The following is a 17098-nucleotide window of genomic DNA, read 5'->3' as shown; positions in this document are numbered from 1 at the left end:
ATGGCTGCCGTAATCACTCGGGCTGATGAGCCCGGCGCAGTGCCCAGAACTGTGTTCTTCGGTCTATTGAATGATGTGGCATCCGACCCGCAGGTTACCGATTTGGCGGTGACCTGTGATGGCCGCGTTTGGGCGGACCGCGGCAATGGCATGCGCGAAACAGTATTGCATGTGCCGTTCCGCTCGCCGCAAGTAGTTCGAGAATACGCCGTCCAACTGTGCGCGCAGCTTGGGCGCAGACTGGATGATGCCTGCCCGATAGCGGACGCCGCCAGTCCAGATGGCATCCGCGTGCATGCGGTGATTGCCCCATTGGTGCCACAAGGTGCCGCGATTTCCATACGATTCCCTGACCGAACCATGGCATCGCTACAGCACCTGAGCAAATTAGGCGTATTCCCGGCTGCTTGGCTGCCGACGTTCGTGGGATTGGTGCGCAAACATGCCACAGTGCTAATTACCGGCGGAACAGGAGCGGGCAAGACCACCTTGCTCAAGGCGCTGCTGGCGCAATGCGACGTGAACGAGCGCATCGTCACCGTAGAGGAAGTTCGTGAACTGGGGGAACTGGGACGCGGCGATCACGTCTCGTTGGTAACACGCGAGGCGAATGTGGAGGGCGTCGGAGCCATAAGCCTGGCGGACTTGGTCAAAGCGACATTGCGAATGCGCCCCGACCGCGTGGTGCTGGGCGAATGCCGTGGTGCGGAAATCGTTGACCTACTGCGCGCGTTCAATTCCGGTCACCACGGCGGCATGACCACCGTGCATGCGGACGGCGTGGACCGAGTGCCGTCCAGGTTGATTTCGCTTGGATTGCTTGCCGGAGTCAGTCCACAGGCGTTGGCCATGCTGGCGGCAGGTGCTTTCGACGCGGTGGTGCATTTGGAGCGAGTGAACGGACAGCGGCGTATCACGCAGATCGGCGAACTGCGCGTAGCACATGGTGAACTGGCAGGAACACCGCTGGCGGTATGGAATGGCCGCCATCCTCCTCGGTATGCCGCCGAATGGGGGCGCTTCATTGAACGATGGGGCATCGTTCCCGGGCCGAATGGTGGTGGGTGATGATGTGGTGTGCTGTTCTGGCGGCGCTCGCGGTGCTGATATGGCCGGGGAAGAAGTCCGGAAGATTGCGCCAGCTGGCTGGTAAAGAGCGCACGGTCGATTCCGCAGCCATAAACGAACCTCGATATGCCGACTCACCTCGCGTGGGCGTTGCACAGGTGATTACGTCCGCCATCGCGCGATTGCGAGGTGGCGGCACATTGGTTGAAGCATTCGAGGAACAATCCAGCAGACGCTTCGCCACTCATCGCATTACTGTGGAACGGCTCATAGCAATGTTCGAACAGCGGCGTCTGCCCGACGAATCACCAGCGCAGGTACTTGAAGCTGCACGCGGGGTCACCGCCGCAGCGGTTTTGAGCGATGAGCTCGGTTGCCAAGCGGTGCCATGTCTGGAAGCGGTATTGACTGCTTACCGGCAGATGAGGCTGATGCAAAACCTGCGATCGCAAGCATGCGCCGTGCCTAAAGCCACTGTGGGGCTGCTGAGCGCACTTCCGGCCGTCACCGTGGCATTGGGCGAGCTTCTGGGAGCTGGACCATTGGCGTTCTTGATTGGATCGCCGCGCGGTGTGGTCTGCCTGACATTGGGAGGATGTTGTTATGCTGCCGGCTTGGCATGGATGCGGGCATTGTTGAAAGGCAGCGGATTATGAGTACGGTGTGGGTGCACGCCGCGGCAGGCTGTGCGGCGATTGCTAGTTGGCTGTATAAGGTTCCGGTTCGTCATGACAGCCGCTTGCCGTGTGAGGAGCCGGCTGCAGCGCATGATTGCGGGTCGTCATGGACCATACTCATATTGCGCATGTTGCAGGTGTCATTGCGGCAAGGCTCTTCGATTCCCCGGGCGCTTGACATGGTGGGCAAAGCCGTCGGCGACGACTGCGGTGCTCGCATGAGCGAGGTCGGGAGCTCCCTGACCAGAGGGGTTCCCTGGGCTGATGCGTGGCATGCCGCTATGGCTGTTCAGCATGAGGGTGCGCCAGCTGATAGTCCATCCGGGGAAGATACGAATACCACGCAACGAGATCTTGGACTGCTGCAATCGGCTTTGGAATCGTCATGGACGCATGGCGATATGCCTGGCGTGCGCCTCGAATCCGCCATTGAACAGCTGGACCGTGACGAGCGTGCTGCCATCGAACGGAATGCCGCGAAGCTGTCGGTAAAGCTACTGATGCCTACAGGGCTATGTTTTCTGCCGGCATTCGTGCTGGTAGGAGTCATTCCGGCGATTGCGTCCTTCATGATGTGAATGTAGGCGTGAACCGAGTGCGCTTGGGCTGAATTTTGTTGTATCGCTCGGTATTGCACTTGGCTGCGTTTGGTTATCCACATTTGTGGTGGACGACACGTCGGGGTGTGGATAACTCGGCAAGCTAGAACCACATCCCCCGTTTTTCCTGGTGCATGAAGCGTTGATAGTCCACAGTGGTATGCACCCCGCGTCAACCCGGCGCGGGGGCCAACCACTCACACACGCATGGGGAAGGTGCGAAGCCACTGCGCAGCTTCCCCTCCTTACCGAAAGGAACGCCAATGAATACCCCTATCCCCGTCATCGTCGACGGGCAGGCCGGCATCTTCGCACACAGCAAGGCTCGTGTGGCCACGCTGAACGCCAAGGCAAAAGAACGGCTATGCCTCATGGACGCACGCTTCCGCACCCTCATGGCTGAGCCCGAAGAAGGCGCAGCCACTGCGGAATACGCAGTCGTGCTCGTTGCGGCTACAGGCTTTGCGGCAGTGCTGGTCGCCATCCTGAAATCGGACGCCATCAAGACGTTGCTGACCAACATCATCAAACAGGCTCTGAAAGTCGGGTGACAGCCATGAAGACCATGACATGCCGATGGTGGCTCGCCAGACTGCCGCCAGACCTATGCACAGGATCGGCCACCGCCGAATTCGCGATCGTATTGCCCAGCGTTATCGCCATCGCCGGGCTGATACTGGCAATAGGACGTGTGGTCATCGTTTCCATGGACTGCCAAAGTGCCGCGGCAGCGGCTGCACGCGAGTTTGTGGTTACCGGTGACGAATCATCCGCGCGCAGCATAGCTGCGGACGTTGCCGGGGGAGATCCCCGCGTCAGCATTGCCCACAACGGCCAATCGACGAGCGTGATGGTCGAATGTTCGGTACTGCCCGGTCCACTGGATGTCACTCCAACGCAGGTTACCGGCAACGCTACGGCGATAAGCCAATAACTGGTCGGCTGCTGGCTGGGCGGCCGCAATAGAAAGGAATTGCGGTGCAGGGAATGCGTTATGAGGAGGGATCGGGCACGATGGCCGGAGCCATGCTGGTTATGGCGGTGAGCATTGCGCTCGCGGTGGCGGCAAGTGTGGGCAACCTCATGATCTGCCAGAATCGAGCGCGTTCCCTCGCCGACCTTATTGCCGTTGACGCCGCGTATGCGCTGTGGCATGTGGATATCGGTGATCCATGCGCGCTTGCCGCAAACATGGCTGAAGCGAATGGCGTCACGCTGGGCTCCTGCTCCGTGCGGGATGAAGACGTGTTGGTAACCATCAAGGTGGAAACCATGGTTCCGGTGGCATCATCCGTGGAGCGGACGGCTCGGGCCGGACCGGTGAATTGTACGGAAGGAGACAATTATCACAATAATGGACCGTAAGCACTGATGCTCTGGCGGGCTTCTGGACCTTTGGTTAAGGTGAGAGCATGAGCGAGAGTGAACGCACAGAACGCCGTCGCGTGGTGGCCATGGTGGGCAATCCCACTTCCGATAAGGGTCGTGGTGCCAAGGTGGATGCGCGAGTATTGGGACTGCTGGAGGACGCCGGCCGTGCCCATAACTTCGACGTCATCGACATCACCGGCACGAGTTTCGACGATTCCCTGAACCAGGCGCGTGAACGCGCGCACGAGTACGACTATCTGGTGGTGGTCGGCGGCGACGGCATGATCGCACTCGGTGCCAATGCCGTGGGTTGCGGCGGTAAGCCGTTGGGCATCGTGGCCATGGGCTCGGGCAATGATTTCGCTCGGGGACTTAAGCTGCCGGTCAATCGCATCGAAACCGCAGTGGAAGGTATCGTCGGCGCTATCGTGCGCGGATCACACATTGATGTGGACATGGGACGCGTGACCTCTTTAGACGGTGGCTATGCCGTGAACCCATCCACCGGCGAGGAATACGAGTACCAGGAGAGCAAGTCTGCCGAGCATCCGATTGACCGGTACTATGCGGGCATGCTGTCCTGTGGTCTCGACGCGAGCATCAACGATCGTGCGAATCATTCGCATCTGCCGACCGGCACCATGCGCTACTTCGTGGCGGTGCTGGTGGAGCTGACGCATATGAAGCGTTATGGGTACCACATCAAAGCCACGCTGGCGGACGGTACCACGGATGAGCGGGACATCATCACGCCGTTGCTGACGATTGCGAATTCGCGTCATATCGGTGGCGGCATCGAGGTCTCGCCGTACTCCTGCTTCTCCGACGGGCTGTTGGACCTGGTGTGGATGAATCACGTGCCGAACTTCGGTGAATGTGCGGTGGCCATCTCGAACGCCTATAATGGCAAGCTGCTCGCCTCGAAGGTGTTCGGGTGGAAGCGCATACGCGAGATCGAAGTCACGCGGGCAGCGGAAGGAGACGAGCCGCCGGTGCTGATGGCGGACGGCGAATACATCGGGCATCTGCCCTTCAGGGTGGTGGCCGAGGACTGCGCACTGCGCGTGCTGGTGCCGCCGGCCGTAGCCGCCCGTGAGGTGGACTCCCGACAGGAAGTGCTTGACGCCATCGCCCGAGACGGTCGCGACCCCGTAACCGGCCAGTTCGCCTGACCTGATTATATTGGCTCCCCTCATTAGGCTGAGCCGTAAAGCAAACAGCCCAGTGCTGTTTGTAGGCGAGGGTTCGACGATAGTCGAACCAGAAGAGAGTCAGCCGTAGGCTGTTCGCAATTGCGGACGAGCTGGCCGCGAAGCGGACTGAGGGGAGTACGGGAGAGCGGTACCAGAGCCAATGGCCGTCAGACTTCAGACGACATAGTTTTCGATATGCAGCGTCTGCGCCATGACCTCTTTGATGGTTCGGTCGCTGATGTTCGGATGCGAGCGAACCAGCGAGATAAGCCCCACGATTAGCGTGAAGAATGTCTCATGGACGTTGGTGATTGGCAGACCATGCATCTGCTCGAAATCACGTACGGTGGTCTGGGCAATGTAGTCGGCAATACGGTCCGCCGCACGGTCAATGAACTTGATATACAGTTCGGCGTTGCCATCTTGGATCATACGGTTCGAAAAGGGGCTCTCGTCGGCGATCAGGGAACGGAGCACGCGCACGATGTCGTCTAATGCCTTGTTCACGTTGCCTGTTTCGCGCGCTTGGTTCCACTGCTTCAATGTGGTGAGGATTTCGTCGATGACGTCGTCGAGTACTGCGTCGGCTACGGCTTCCTTGTCTTCGAAGTAATGGTAGAACAGTGAACGCGTCATACCGACTTCGCTTGCGATGTCGGAAACGGTGATTTTGGAGAAGCCTTTTTCCAGACACACTTTGCGCGCGGCTTGCACGATGGCGTCGCGCCGGGCATCGCCACGGGTGGGGCGTTTCTCGTCGAGGATATCGCTCATGGGTACCTCCTGACTACAACCGTTATTGACACTATGTTAATACAAAGAAAGCGGTTAATAACAATAAAAATGCGGTAACCGTTGTCAGATGAATGTCGTTGGAATATCAAGAGTTTTCCCGATTCGGCAACTATGAGCCCGGTTTATCTTGACTTTTTATCGGTTAATTCTGAGGGCAAAGGTAGGTTAGTAGCTATGGCACTTGCATTGTATCGTCGCTATCGTCCGGACACCTTCGAAGGGGTCATCGGTCAGGACCAAGTCACGGTCCCGCTGATGCGCGCCTTGGACGAGGGCAAGCTTACGCATGCCTATCTGTTCTCAGGGCCGCGAGGATGCGGTAAAACCAGCTCCGCGCGTATCCTGGCCCGTTGCGTCAACTGTGCCAAAGGGCCGACTTCCCACCCCTGCGGCGAATGCGAAAGCTGCAAGGACCTGGCCACCGGCGGTCCGGGTTCCATCGACGTGGTCGAAATCGATGCGGCCTCGCACAACGGTGTGGATGATGCTCGAGAATTGCGAGAACGCGCTGGGTTCGCCCCTGCGCGCGACCGCTATAAGATTTTCATTCTCGATGAGGCCCATATGGTCACGCAGCAGGGCTTCAATGCGCTGCTCAAAATCGTTGAAGAGCCGCCTGAACATGTGATGTTCATCTTCGCCACCACCGAACCAGACAAGGTGATCGGCACCATCCGTTCGCGCACCCACCACTATCCGTTCCGTCTGGTGCCGCAGGAAGTCATGGGTCCCTACCTGGAGACGATCTGCGACAAGGAAGACATCAAGCCCGAGCCCGGTGTGCTGAAACTGGCGATGCGCGCCGGTGGCGGCTCCATGCGAGATACCCTGTCTGTGCTTGACCAGCTGATGGTTGGTTCGGTCGAAGGCGTTATCACCCATGATGCCGCTGTAGCCCTGCTCGGCTTCACGCCGGAGGCGCTGATCGGTGAGGCCGTGGATGCGGTAATCAATCACAACGGCGAAGCCCTGTACGGCGTTATCCAGAAAGTCGTGGTCGGCGGATTCGATCCGAGACGATTCGTCGAAGACCTGTTGGCTCGTGTGCGTGATCTGCTGGTGCTTACGTTGGCTGGGGACCGTGCGGAATCCGTGCTGTCTGACACGGCCGAGGCCGAGGATATGGACGACTTGCACCGTCAGGCCAAGGCGTTGGGCCTGGGAGCCCTGACCGCCATGGCAGACATCATCAACACTACGTTGGGTGCCATGACAGGAGCCATTTCTCCGCGTATGCGCTTGGAACTGCTGGCCGCGCGATTGTTGGCCGGCAGTGAATCGGGCTTTGCGACAGCCGCTCCCGCGCCAGTCGCTTCTGGTATGCCGCCTGCGGCTGCTTCTTCGACTTCGACTACGTCAGCCGCTTCCGGTGCGGGTGCCAGTGGTTTTGCCGGCTCATCGCGAGGCGGGTTTGCCGGAGCCTCACATGGCGGATTCTCCGGTGCTGCACGCAACCAGCAAGCAGCCGCGCCTCAGAGCACCGCTTCCCATGAATCTGTTGGAGGCAATGGCCCTGTCAACGGCCCGGTCAGCGACCGACCCGCGGGCTCTCCGTCTGTGCAACCTGCTGTAGCAACTGCTGCTGCCAATGCCGGGTGGGGCGCTCCCGCCGCGTCGCCGGCCGCCCCGGCCCAACCGGTGGCCTCGCCTGCGGCATCGGATAATCGGTCCATCGACGAGAAGTGGGATGCAGCCGTCGCCGCTTTGCCGGAAACCATTCGTGAATATGTGTCACGAGACAAGGTGCCGACCGTAAAATTCGGTCCCAACCGTAAGGGTCTGCCTTGCCTGTCAATGACGTTCGATAAGTCGCTGAGCCAGCACGCTTTCGCTTTGGCCGTGGATAACAGCGGTAAGAAGGCGGCGGCCGTGGTGATGGATGCCGTGCGCAACGAGTTCGGTGCCAATGCGGTTATTGCACCTTCTGCGGTCGCGGCGAATGGCGAGCGAGTCGAATCCGTCAAACGTATGAGCCCGGAGCAATTGGCCAAGGTCAAGCAGCAGATTGCCATGGCCAAGGCCGGATTGGCCGCGTCGAGTTTGGGCGCGGGCCTGGGCATTCATATGGGGAGCGAGCCGAAAGCTCCGAAGCTGGCTGCAACAGGCCAAGCCGAGGATACGGACGACAGCCATCGAGCCGATCAATCCGGTGCATCCACGGCGGCGAAGAGCTGGAGTAACGATGACCCTTGGGCCAAGCCGGCCGTAAGCAACGCTTCGCCGCAATCTGCAGACGGGTTCGCACCTAACGAGCCCACTACTACGCCTGCGCCCGAAGAACATCACAAGAAGCATGTTGCGGTTCCGGACATCAGTGATGGTGTTGATCCGTGGGCCGCTCCGGCCGCTCCTGTTGCACCCGCTGTGTCCGTTGCGTCCGCTGGACCCACTGAACAGTCCACGGGGCAACCAGCCACCGCATCTTCCGCTACGGCAGCTGCCGGCGCGAGCGATGATCCGTGGAATCAGACGCAGTCTCAGGCCGCGGTCTCACCGGCGTCGCAACCGGCCGAAGCCGACCCGTGGAACCAGCCATATCAGCAGTCTCCTCACGATGATCCGTGGAATCAGCCGCAGCCCGCACAGCCGACGCCGAATGCCGACCCGTGGAATAGCCAGCCGCAGCCGCAACCGCAAGTCGCGGCCGAGGACGACGAATACTCGATGAACGACCAGTCGCTCGGCGAGGCGACGGCCATGAATCTTGACGATCTGAAAAAGCTATTCGAGGTCAAAAAAGTCGAGCAATTCGCGGCAGATGATCCGAAGAACCCCAAGAACATCCAGCCTGCCAAGAAGCACTCGGATGAATAATGAGGACGAATAACGAGGAATACCCATGGCACTTGCTTATGACGGCGCAATACAGCGACTGATCGACGCTTTCGGGCGGCTGCCCGGCATCGGGCCGAAGGGCGCGCAGCGTATCGCCTTCTACATGCTGTCCGCGCCCGAAGATGAAGCGCGCGATCTGGCCGAGGCCATCGAGGAGGTCAAGGCCAAGATCCGCTTCTGTGATATTTGCGGCAACGTGTGCGAATCCAGCCCCTGCCCGGTATGCGCCGACCCGAGACGCGACCGTTCGGTGATCTGCGTGGTCGAAGAGCCCAAGGATGTGATGAGCATCGAGCGCACGCGCGAATACCACGGCCTATACCATGTGCTCGGCGGCGCAATCAACCCAATGGCCAACGTTGGCCCTGCCGACCTGCGTATTCCCGGTCTGCTCAAACGCTTAGAAGGCGATGAGGTCAAGGAAGTGATTATGGCGCTCGACCCGAATATTGAAGGCGAGGCCACCACCAGCTACTTGACCCAGCTATTGCGACCCGTAGGTGTCAAGGTCACCCGACTTGCCAGTGGCCTGCCGGTGGGCTCCGACTTGGAGTACGCCGACGAAATCACGCTGGGCAGGGCGCTGGCCGGTCGGCGTGAGGCCTAGGCCAGCGTATCATTGACGCTTTCGCCCTTGCGGCGCATCCACGGCCAGAATGCGCCGTGGCGGATGATGCGCGCGGCCTTGTGCCGTCGTGCCAACCAGATGATGAACAGTCCTGCCGCCAGTATGCCTAGACCAACACCAAGGGCGATATTGCGCGCGTCAAGCACGTCATTCGGCTCGGGGGCCGGCATCGGAATTGCCACTCGGTGCCCGGAGATAAGCAGTCGGTGCGTGTTCACGCCGTATGGCGTACAGGTCATCAAGGTGACACGGTCCTCATCTGGCACGATCTTGAGCTTCGACGTGTCATCCGGCAAAATCACTGAAATGCGGTCCACTTTGTAGCCCAAAGTTTCGCCCATGACTTCGATGTAGAAGAAGTCGCCCTCTTTCACCTCGTCCAAACGGGTGAACATCAGCGCTTCAACCAACCCGCGGTGCCCGGTAATGACCGAATGGGTGGACTTACCTCCCACCGGCAGCGACGTGCCGTACAAGTGGCCGGCGCCAGAAGCCAGTGCTTCCTCGGAAGTGCCGTGATAAATCGGCAGATTGATGGACTGTTTGGGCACCTTGATTGTGCCCATCACGCCGTTTCCGGTACTAAGCAGTGACTGGTATTCCTTGTCTTTCTTTGAGGCGGAATCCTCGCCGCTGGCTTGGGATCCTCCTTGGGCGGCGGAGAACGGATCGACGGCTTCACCCAAGATGGGCTGGCCGGATTCAGCGAGTTTCTTGTTGTATGTGCGGGCCGCCGTGAGCTTGTCTTCCGCCTGCGGATAAGGCCAGCCGGCTACTTCTTTGGCTGTGGTGGCGGTGGTGGCGGCCAAGTTGCGGTCGGACTCGAATTGCAACGCTAGCGGGAAGCAGGCCACGGCGATTGCGGCGATCAGCAACACAATGGTGATGATGCGCATCGCCCACAGGTTGCGTTGCAGGCGTCGGCGCTCGGCCACGAGATCGCTGATATCGATGACTTCGTCAAATGGTGTTGGAGCGAATGCTGCGGGCTCGGGACACGCTGAGGAAACGTTGTCATTTGCAGATGTGGCATCCGGCATGGCCGCGTTGTTTTCCCGCATTTCCTGTGAGGCACGCTTACTCGTCGAACGTCGATGCAGCAATGCCATAGTCGCCTGTTCCTTCGCTTGATCTGCTCATGATTTGCTTATACAAGACGGCCGGCCCGTCTTAGTCGTGGTTGGCATAGGTGCTGCCGCAAATGGCAACGCCGCACGTGCCACACTGCGAGACGTTACTCCGCACCAAGCCTTTCATGCAACATGCCGACGAGGGCCATAGGGGGCAATGTAGGGGGCATAAGAAGTCCGAAAAATGCGATATGAACAACGTTGCTACGGCTGTAAGTGATGTGGCTTACTTTGGGCAAGCCGTTGAGATGCAAGGGACTGCAAAGGATTGCAAAGTATGGCAACATGATAAGCCGCGGTGCCGGCAATATTTGACAGAGCTTTCAAATAGGGGGTATGAATGCATAAAGAGGGAATATATTGCCCCGATAAAAATCAGTTCATATCATTACGTTCTAAGACTGCAGTGAGAACGAGCCCAACCAGACACTTCAGCGACCCGTCGATAGCTTGTGCGGTACTGCACGCGACCCCGGAGAAACTCCTTAATGATTTCGAGACCTTTGGCTTGCTGTTTGAGTCCATGTGTATTCGCGACCTGCGTGTGTATGCTGATGCGCTTGGCGGAGATGTGTTCCATTATCGGGATAAGACGGGATTGGAATCTGATGCGGTCATTGGCCTGCATGATGGACGATGGGCTCTCATTGAGGTCAAGCTCGGAGAAAAGCGGGTTGATATTGCGGCGGCCCATTTGAAAAAGTTGGCTGACGGAATTGATCAAGATCACGAAGGCCGTCCGTCATTCTTGATGGTGCTGACCGCTACGGCTGCCGCTTATCGCCGGGATGATGGGGTATTGGTAGTGCCGTTGGCCACGCTTGCTCCGTGAGCTCGTATCGTGCGTTTGACCTATCGTTCTCAACCCAAAAGGAAAAGGCCCGGGCTGCGGAACCGGGCCTTGAAAAGGAGAGAGGAAGAAGAAGGTATTCAGTTATGGGGGTTCTGCGGAAACCTCGCCGGTTTGCTTTCGTTTGCCGGTAATTGATAGTTAACCGCTCGAATCTCAAAGGATGGATGCGGCTGCCTTAAAGAACCACCGGTGAAAACTTGAATATTTGCTGAACAACGTAGGCCATGCCCGTGTCCACATGCCGGCGCGGGGTCGCGGGGTGAACGCGGCAACCTTTATAATCGTTGCGTTTGCGTAGAATATCGACCAAACAAATCTCTAAGAGAAGAACAAAAGGACAGCAGTGGCTCTCATCGTGCAGAAGTACGGCGGCTCGTCGGTCGCCGATACCGAATCGATCAAACGCGTGGCCAAGCGCGTTGTTGAGACGGAAAAGAAGGGCAACAAGGTGGCCGTGGTGGTCTCCGCCATGGGCGACACCACCGATGACCTTATCGATCAGGCGCTGAGCATCGACTCCAACCCGCCCGAGCGCGAGATGGACATGCTGATGACCGCAGGCGAGCGAATTTCCATGAGCCTGCTGGCCGTGGCCATTCACGCCGAAGGCAGCCGCGCCCACTCCTTCACCGGTCAGCAGGCCGGCTTCTTCACCGACGCCCGTTACGGCGCGGCCCACATCAAGGCCGTGAGACCGGACCGCGTGAAGAACGCGCTCTCATTGGGAGACATCGCCATCGTTGCCGGCTTCCAGGGCATCAACGCCAAGGGCGACGCCACCACGCTCGGTCGCGGTGGTTCGGACACGTCCGCCGTGGCACTCGCTGTGGCCCTTGGTGCCGACATCTGCGAGATTTACACCGACGTGGACGGCATCTTTACCGCTGATCCGCGCATCGTGCCTTCTGCCCGCCGCGTTCCGTCCATCGATTATGAGTCGATTCTGGAGATGGCCTCCTGCGGCTCCAAGGTGCTGGCACTGCGCTGCGTAGAGTACGCTCAGCGTTTCAACATGCCGTTGCACGTGCGCTCTTCGTTCTCCCGTCGCCCCGGCACGCTGGTTGTGCCTGACGGCATTGACCCGCGCACGCTGCCGAACCTCGACTGAGTGCGGCTACAGCGAACAATAATCGTAAGTAATTTCAACCAAGACAAGGCAAGACATGACTGAAGAAGAAGCGAAATCCATGGGCGACCTGTTCCCTGACCTAGGCCCCGAGGCGCCGGTGATTTCCGGCATTGCCCACGACCGTTCCGAGGCGCTGGCCACCGTGCGTGGCGTGCCGAACGAGCCGGGTATGGCCGCCAAGGTGTTCACCGAGCTGGCCACCGCCGGCGTGAACGTGGACATGATCGTGCAGGCCGGCGCATCCGTTGGCACTGCGGACATCTCCTTCACCGTGCCCGAATCGGCCGTCAAGCAGGTGCAGAACACGCTGCTCGACAAGCAGGAAGTGCTGGGTTACCACTCCTTTGATGTGAACACCAACGTCGGCAAGGTAGCCGTGGTGGGTGTTGGCATGAAGACCCACGCCGGTCTGGCTGCCAAGTTCTTCCAGGCCCTGAGCGATGAGGGCATCAACGTGCTGATGATTTCCACTTCCGAGATCCGCATCGCCGCACTCGTGCCGCTCGATCAGCTCAACGATGCCGTCAAGGCGCTGCACACCGCATACGGTCTCGATGCCGATCAGATCGAAGCCGTGGTGTACGGCGGTACTGGCCGCTGAGCCACTGAGCCGCGTTTTTGCGGTATATACGACGAAAGCCCTCCTCACGGAGGGCTTTTGCGATTTTAACGAGTTTCAACTACTTCTTGGTGATGTAGCCGAGAGCCTTAAGCATTTCGGCGCATTCAAGGGCACCGCCGGCTGCACCGCGCAGAGTGTTGTGGGCCAGACCCACGAACTTCCAGTCAAAGATGGAGTCCTCGCGCAGACGGCCGATGGAGACGCCCATGCCACCCTCGTAATCCACATCGAGCTTGACCTGCGGGCGGTCATCCTCGGTGAGGTACTGGATGAAGTGCTTTGGTGCGTGCGGCAGCTCCAGCTCGGAAGCCTTGGACGTGTAGTTCACCAGACGGTCGATAAGCTCTTCCTTGGTGGCCTTCTTGCCGAAGTTCAGGAACACGGTGGCGGTGTGGCCGTTGAGCACGGGCACGCGGATGCACTGGGAAGTGATCTTGAGGTCGCCGTCGAACGGCACGATCTCGCCCTTCTCGGCGTCCACATGACCGAACACCTTGAGCGGTTCCTTCTCGGACTTCGCTTCTTCACCGGAGATGAACGGGATGATGTTGCCCACCATCTCAGGCCAATCCTTGAAGGTCTTGCCTGCGCCGGAAATCGCCTGATAGGTGCTCACAACCACCTCACGCGGTTCAAATTCCTTCCACGCGGCCAGTGCCGGCGTGTAGGCCTGAATCGAGCAGTTCGGCTTGACGGCGATGAAACCACGAGTAGTGCCCAGGCGCTTGCGCTGGTGCTCGATCACCTCGAAGTGCTCCGGGTTGATCTCCGGCACCACCATCGGCACGTCCGGGGTCCAGCGGTGGGCGCTGTTGTTGGAGACCACCGGGGTCTCGGTCTTGGCATAACGCTCTTCGATGGCGCGAATCTGGTCCTTCGGCATGTTTACCGCGGAGAACATGAAGTCCACGTTCGCGGCCACGGACTCGGCATCGTCGCCGTCCGCGACCACCATGTGCTTGGCGTATTCGGGCATCGGCGTTTCCATCTTCCAACGGCTGCCGACGGCCTCCTCATACGTCTTGCCGGCGCTGTGTGCGGAAGCGGCAAGCGTGACCACTTCGAACCACGGGTGGTTTTCCAGCAGCGTGATAAAACGCTGACCGACCATACCGGTGGCACCAAGGATGCCGACCTTTATCTTTTCGGGCATGATGACCTCTATGACCTTCGGGTTTCGATGGGCTGATACGTTCAAGCGGCCGTCTTGCAATGGCCGCAAACACACGGTAATTGTACGAAACATGCAGAACAACAGTGGCCGTCTTCCCATATGGTGGCTCGGCGGCACCCCATGGCGTACCCCGCGCCGCGCAGCCCGATATCCTCTCCATAACTGGCAAAGTGACTAGCGATGAGACGGCAGTGTTCTACACTGGTAGCCATGTCTATCGCATCAGTAGAGGCGCAAAAGCAACTCAATCGTATCGTGGCCCTCGGCTACCCGGACGTGGCGGATATGAGTGCCGCCGCATTCCGCTCGCTGGCCCGACCCCTGATCGGGGCGCTCGAGCATTCCGATCTCGGCTCGAACATCCTACTGGTGCCTACGCGCGAGCTAGTCTCGCCCGAATCGCTGATTGCGCGAACCTCCATCAACCGCATGGCCGGCTTTACCACCATGCCTCCGCGAGACATCGCCAGCTTCCTGCCTCAAGACGGCTTCATGCCGCCGGAAGGCCCGTTCTATCTGGTCGTCAATCCACACACCGGCACGTGCTATATCAATCGCGAGCCGGATGTGGCCCGCAAGCTTATCGACTCCGATGAGCGCCTGCCGCTCACCCTCGAGGAAGGCTTGGCCATCGCCACCCAGCACCCGGAGTGGCTGCTGGAAAAGAACGGTTTCAATCTGCTCGGCTCACGCTCCGCAGACGGCCGTGTGCCGAGCATCTGGATGAGCCAGAACGCACCGCGACTGGGAGCCGTCTGGCCCAATTCCCGCCATACCTGGCTGGGCAACGCGTATTGCACGGCCCGTCGCGGGGTGAGTCTGTTTAAGTAGGTTTAGCGCGCGGCCTTGATCAGCGAACGGATGATGGCTATAAAGCCAAGGCTCATCGCGCCGGCCACCACGGCGAACACCTGCGGGCGGCGCAGCTCGTTGCGCGCGCTGACCGCTCCGGTAACGCAATGATCCTCGAACCAGACGCGCAGCTCGTTGCTGGAGTAGCGGCCGACCAGATTACCCCATGTGAGCATGCGGGTCACATAGCCCGCCGGATTGCTCTCATGGAATTCAAACAGGCGAATGCCGCGGTACCGCGACTTGGGACCATAGCATTCGAACCCGCACGTGGGCGCATAGCCCAGATCGATATCATGCACATGACCAACGAAAGAGTTCTTATGGTCATGCCCGCAGAACAGCGCGAAATAGCCGCCAGCCTCGCGCAAGGCATCCACCTCGCCCACATTCTCGTCCGCGCAGCCGATTGCCTCGCCGAGCCGCGAGCCGGGGCGGCAGACCTCATGGTTGAGCACATAGCAACGCCCGGCGTGCGTGCGCGCGCCTTCCACGGCGTTCGGCGTCCATGCGGGCACTTCCTTCAGACAATCGTAGAATTCCTGCGGCGGAATGTGCTGGAAGGCGATGGCCGGCACGGGCTTGCCGTCGCCATTGCGCTCGCCCAACTCGGTTTGGATGGACCCCAGCCATTCGATGGCCTTGGGGGTGGGGGTGCCGTACCCGTCGGCGTCGGCCAGGTCAAGTCCTCGCGGATTGACCACATACGCCGGGTATTGGGCGTCGTTTTCTTCGGGTTTGCCGGCATAATCGCCTGAATTGACCATCATAACGGACATGGCCACGCGGCCGGAACCATCGGAGGACTCGACGGGCAGCGCGAACGTGCCGGGCTCGAGACTGTCGTCGGGGTTCAGGCAGCCGGGGTATTCGCGGTAGATGTCATCCTGTTCGTCGGCCAGAATGCCGCATTGGAAGTCGTGGTTGCCGTAGGTGGCGGCAAAGGGCACGCCGGCCTCGACGACCGGACCAAGGAAACCGGAGAACGTGCGGCGGACCTTTTCGCGGGTCTCATTCATGAGTTCGTCGAGGGTCGCCGGCGTCTCGTGTGCGGGGCTGGCCTTGCCGGATTGCGTTGAATATACGAGGGTGGAAACCGTCTCGGGCGTGGGGCTGGTCTCAACGGAATCGCCTACTTCGGAAGTCGTGATCACGTCGGTCGAATCGGCGCCGGCAGCGGCGACGGCGTTCGTCACGGTATCGGGGTCAAGCAGCGCGGCTGGTACAGGCTTGCCGGCTTCGGTGAGACGATCGGCCACGCGATCGGATACTTTGCGAATTACGGGGTGACGCTTGATCCCGCGGATTTTGGCCTCGATCTCGGTGACCGCGCGCACGCGAGCGCCCGGCTCCTCGCCGCGGCGGCGCAGGAACGTGTCGATGTAGGCGGGATCATAGCCGCGGATCTGGTCGCCGGTGAACACCACAAGATCCGGATCGGCTTCGCGGATGGCCTCGCGGATGAGGCGGATGGTGTCGGGCAACACATCGGGGCCGTCCTGTACGTCGGCCATTTGCAGCACGCGGAAGCTGCCGTCTTCGCGGAATCGCAAGCTCGTCATAGCTCTTCAGTCTATGTTGCCGGGCGGCGGATCGCCCGCGCGTTCACAGGACTGGCACAGCAAGGGACGGGGCAGGGCGGGGTGCCGCAGCCGTGTTGTTGCTTGATGGTGCCGCGATTTTGTCATGCAGCGTCGGTGGAGATCCAGACAGCGTCCCTATGCTGACGTTCTGAGACCATTGGCGTCGTTACTGATTCATAGAATGGCCCGGCGCCGACGCTCAAAGAGGCTAGCGTCGGCGGTGGGCCAATATTTGTCGCGTTGCCGATGGTTGTGGGCCTCGTAGCGTCGGTAGTGTGCCATAGCCTGGCAATTTGCCGACGATAAGCTTTCCCAGAGTCGGTATTTCGCCATAAGTTGGTCCGCTGACGACGCTGAGCAGTTTGGCTGTCGGTGCAGTACCAATATTTGGCCCGCCGCCGACGTATGGAGGGCCATCTGGTGGGGTATCGCAGGCGGGGTGTTGTGCCGGAGTCAAAGCGTGGCCCGGCGCCGACGCTGAGTGCCCTCATATCAGCCAGGTGCATAAGCAAATGCCACGATACGGCATTTCCCGCGGGTTTGCCCGAACCGGCCTGTAGGATGTTACGTGCGTATTGACAAATCCGCG

General features: G+C 59.9%; 16 protein-coding genes and 1 pseudogene. 13 read left to right on the top strand and 4 right to left on the bottom strand.

The window, feature by feature from the left end; genetic code table 11:
• The 7 genes from FYJ31_RS00575 to FYJ31_RS00545 all read left to right on the top strand — a co-directional run bounded on the left by FYJ31_RS00575 (position 1) and on the right by FYJ31_RS00545 (position 4887).
• Positions 1-1068, top strand: coding sequence for a CpaF family protein (locus tag FYJ31_RS00575; RefSeq protein ID WP_154535695.1), 1068 nt, complete (start codon positions 1-3; stop codon positions 1066-1068).
• Positions 1068-1724: a Flp pilus assembly protein TadB gene (gene tadB, locus FYJ31_RS00570; protein WP_174772516.1), complete on the top strand. Its 657-nt coding sequence runs from the start codon at positions 1068-1070 to the stop codon at positions 1722-1724. Before FYJ31_RS00575 ends, tadB begins: the two co-directional genes overlap by 1 nt.
• Entirely contained in the window at positions 1721-2323 is a 603-nt protein-coding gene (gene tadC, locus FYJ31_RS00565) for a Flp pilus assembly protein TadC (protein ID WP_143723840.1), read from the top strand. The genes tadB and tadC overlap by 4 nt, the downstream gene beginning before the upstream one ends.
• Positions 2324-2607: 284 nt before the next feature.
• A complete protein-coding gene (locus tag FYJ31_RS00560; RefSeq protein ID WP_012576605.1) occupies positions 2608-2895 on the top strand; it encodes a DUF4244 domain-containing protein in 288 nt (95 codons plus the stop codon).
• Between the two features lie 5 nt (positions 2896-2900).
• Positions 2901-3278 (top strand): TadE/TadG family type IV pilus assembly protein, encoded by a 378-nt coding sequence (locus tag FYJ31_RS00555; RefSeq protein WP_154535693.1) that lies wholly within the window; start codon positions 2901-2903, stop codon positions 3276-3278.
• Between the two features lie 53 nt (positions 3279-3331).
• A complete protein-coding gene (locus FYJ31_RS00550) occupies positions 3332-3709 on the top strand; it encodes an Rv3654c family TadE-like protein (RefSeq protein WP_012576607.1) in 378 nt (125 codons plus the stop codon).
• A gap of 47 nt (positions 3710-3756) precedes the next feature.
• On the top strand, positions 3757-4887 hold the full coding sequence (locus tag FYJ31_RS00545) for a diacylglycerol/lipid kinase family protein (RefSeq protein WP_012576608.1): 1131 nt from the start codon (positions 3757-3759) through the stop codon (positions 4885-4887).
• A 195-nt stretch (positions 4888-5082) separates the two neighbouring features.
• Here FYJ31_RS00545 and FYJ31_RS00540 read toward each other — a convergent pair whose 3' ends face one another.
• Complete coding sequence (locus FYJ31_RS00540) at positions 5083-5682, bottom strand: TetR/AcrR family transcriptional regulator (RefSeq protein ID WP_012576609.1); 600 nt, start codon at positions 5680-5682, stop codon at positions 5083-5085.
• Between the two features lie 195 nt (positions 5683-5877).
• On the opposite strand from FYJ31_RS00540, the gene FYJ31_RS00535 reads away from it, so the two are divergent.
• Positions 5878-8517, top strand: coding sequence for a DNA polymerase III subunit gamma and tau (locus tag FYJ31_RS00535; protein WP_154535692.1), 2640 nt, complete (start codon positions 5878-5880; stop codon positions 8515-8517).
• Between the two features lie 25 nt (positions 8518-8542).
• Positions 8543-9145 carry a recombination mediator RecR gene (gene recR / locus FYJ31_RS00530; protein WP_007051621.1) on the top strand — a complete coding sequence of 201 codons (603 nt, stop codon included), beginning with the start codon at positions 8543-8545 and terminating at the stop codon, positions 9143-9145.
• Here the strand turns inward: recR and FYJ31_RS00525 are convergent.
• Positions 9142-10275: a class C sortase gene (locus FYJ31_RS00525; protein ID WP_154535691.1), complete on the bottom strand. Its 1134-nt coding sequence runs from the start codon at positions 10273-10275 to the stop codon at positions 9142-9144. The genes recR and FYJ31_RS00525 overlap by 4 nt on opposite strands.
• Positions 10276-10684: 409 nt before the next feature.
• On the opposite strand from FYJ31_RS00525, the pseudogene FYJ31_RS00520 reads away from it, so the two are divergent.
• The 3 genes and pseudogenes from FYJ31_RS00520 to FYJ31_RS00510 form a co-directional block, all read left to right on the top strand.
• Positions 10685-11128 (top strand): annotated as a pseudogene (locus FYJ31_RS00520) (DUF4143 domain-containing protein); the annotation flags it as partial.
• 364 nt (positions 11129-11492) lie between these two features.
• Positions 11493-12257, top strand: a complete 765-nt coding sequence (locus FYJ31_RS00515; RefSeq protein ID WP_174772515.1) for an aspartate kinase — start codon at positions 11493-11495, stop codon at positions 12255-12257.
• A 55-nt stretch (positions 12258-12312) separates the two neighbouring features.
• Positions 12313-12879 (top strand): ACT domain-containing protein, encoded by a 567-nt coding sequence (locus FYJ31_RS00510; RefSeq protein WP_012576615.1) that lies wholly within the window; start codon positions 12313-12315, stop codon positions 12877-12879.
• Between the two features lie 79 nt (positions 12880-12958).
• Here FYJ31_RS00510 and asd read toward each other — a convergent pair whose 3' ends face one another.
• Positions 12959-14053, bottom strand: coding sequence for an aspartate-semialdehyde dehydrogenase (asd, locus tag FYJ31_RS00505; RefSeq protein ID WP_154535690.1), 1095 nt, complete (start codon positions 14051-14053; stop codon positions 12959-12961).
• Positions 14054-14284: 231 nt separating this feature from the next.
• Between asd and FYJ31_RS00500 the strand changes: the two genes are divergently transcribed.
• Positions 14285-14905 (top strand): DUF5701 family protein, encoded by a 621-nt coding sequence (locus FYJ31_RS00500; protein WP_154535689.1) that lies wholly within the window; start codon positions 14285-14287, stop codon positions 14903-14905.
• Positions 14906-14907: 2 nt separating this feature from the next.
• Here the strand turns inward: FYJ31_RS00500 and FYJ31_RS00495 are convergent, their stop codons facing one another.
• Positions 14908-16488, bottom strand: coding sequence for a metallophosphoesterase (locus FYJ31_RS00495; protein ID WP_174772514.1), 1581 nt, complete (start codon positions 16486-16488; stop codon positions 14908-14910).
• Between the last annotated feature and the right edge of the window lie 610 nt (positions 16489-17098).

Source organism: Bifidobacterium sp. WCA-178-WT-4B, assembly GCF_009696495.1.
Classification (GTDB): domain Bacteria; phylum Actinomycetota; class Actinomycetes; order Actinomycetales; family Bifidobacteriaceae; genus Bifidobacterium; species Bifidobacterium infantis.
The sequence above is the reverse complement of the archived record's forward strand: the minus strand, read 5'-3'. Positions and strand labels throughout refer to the sequence as shown.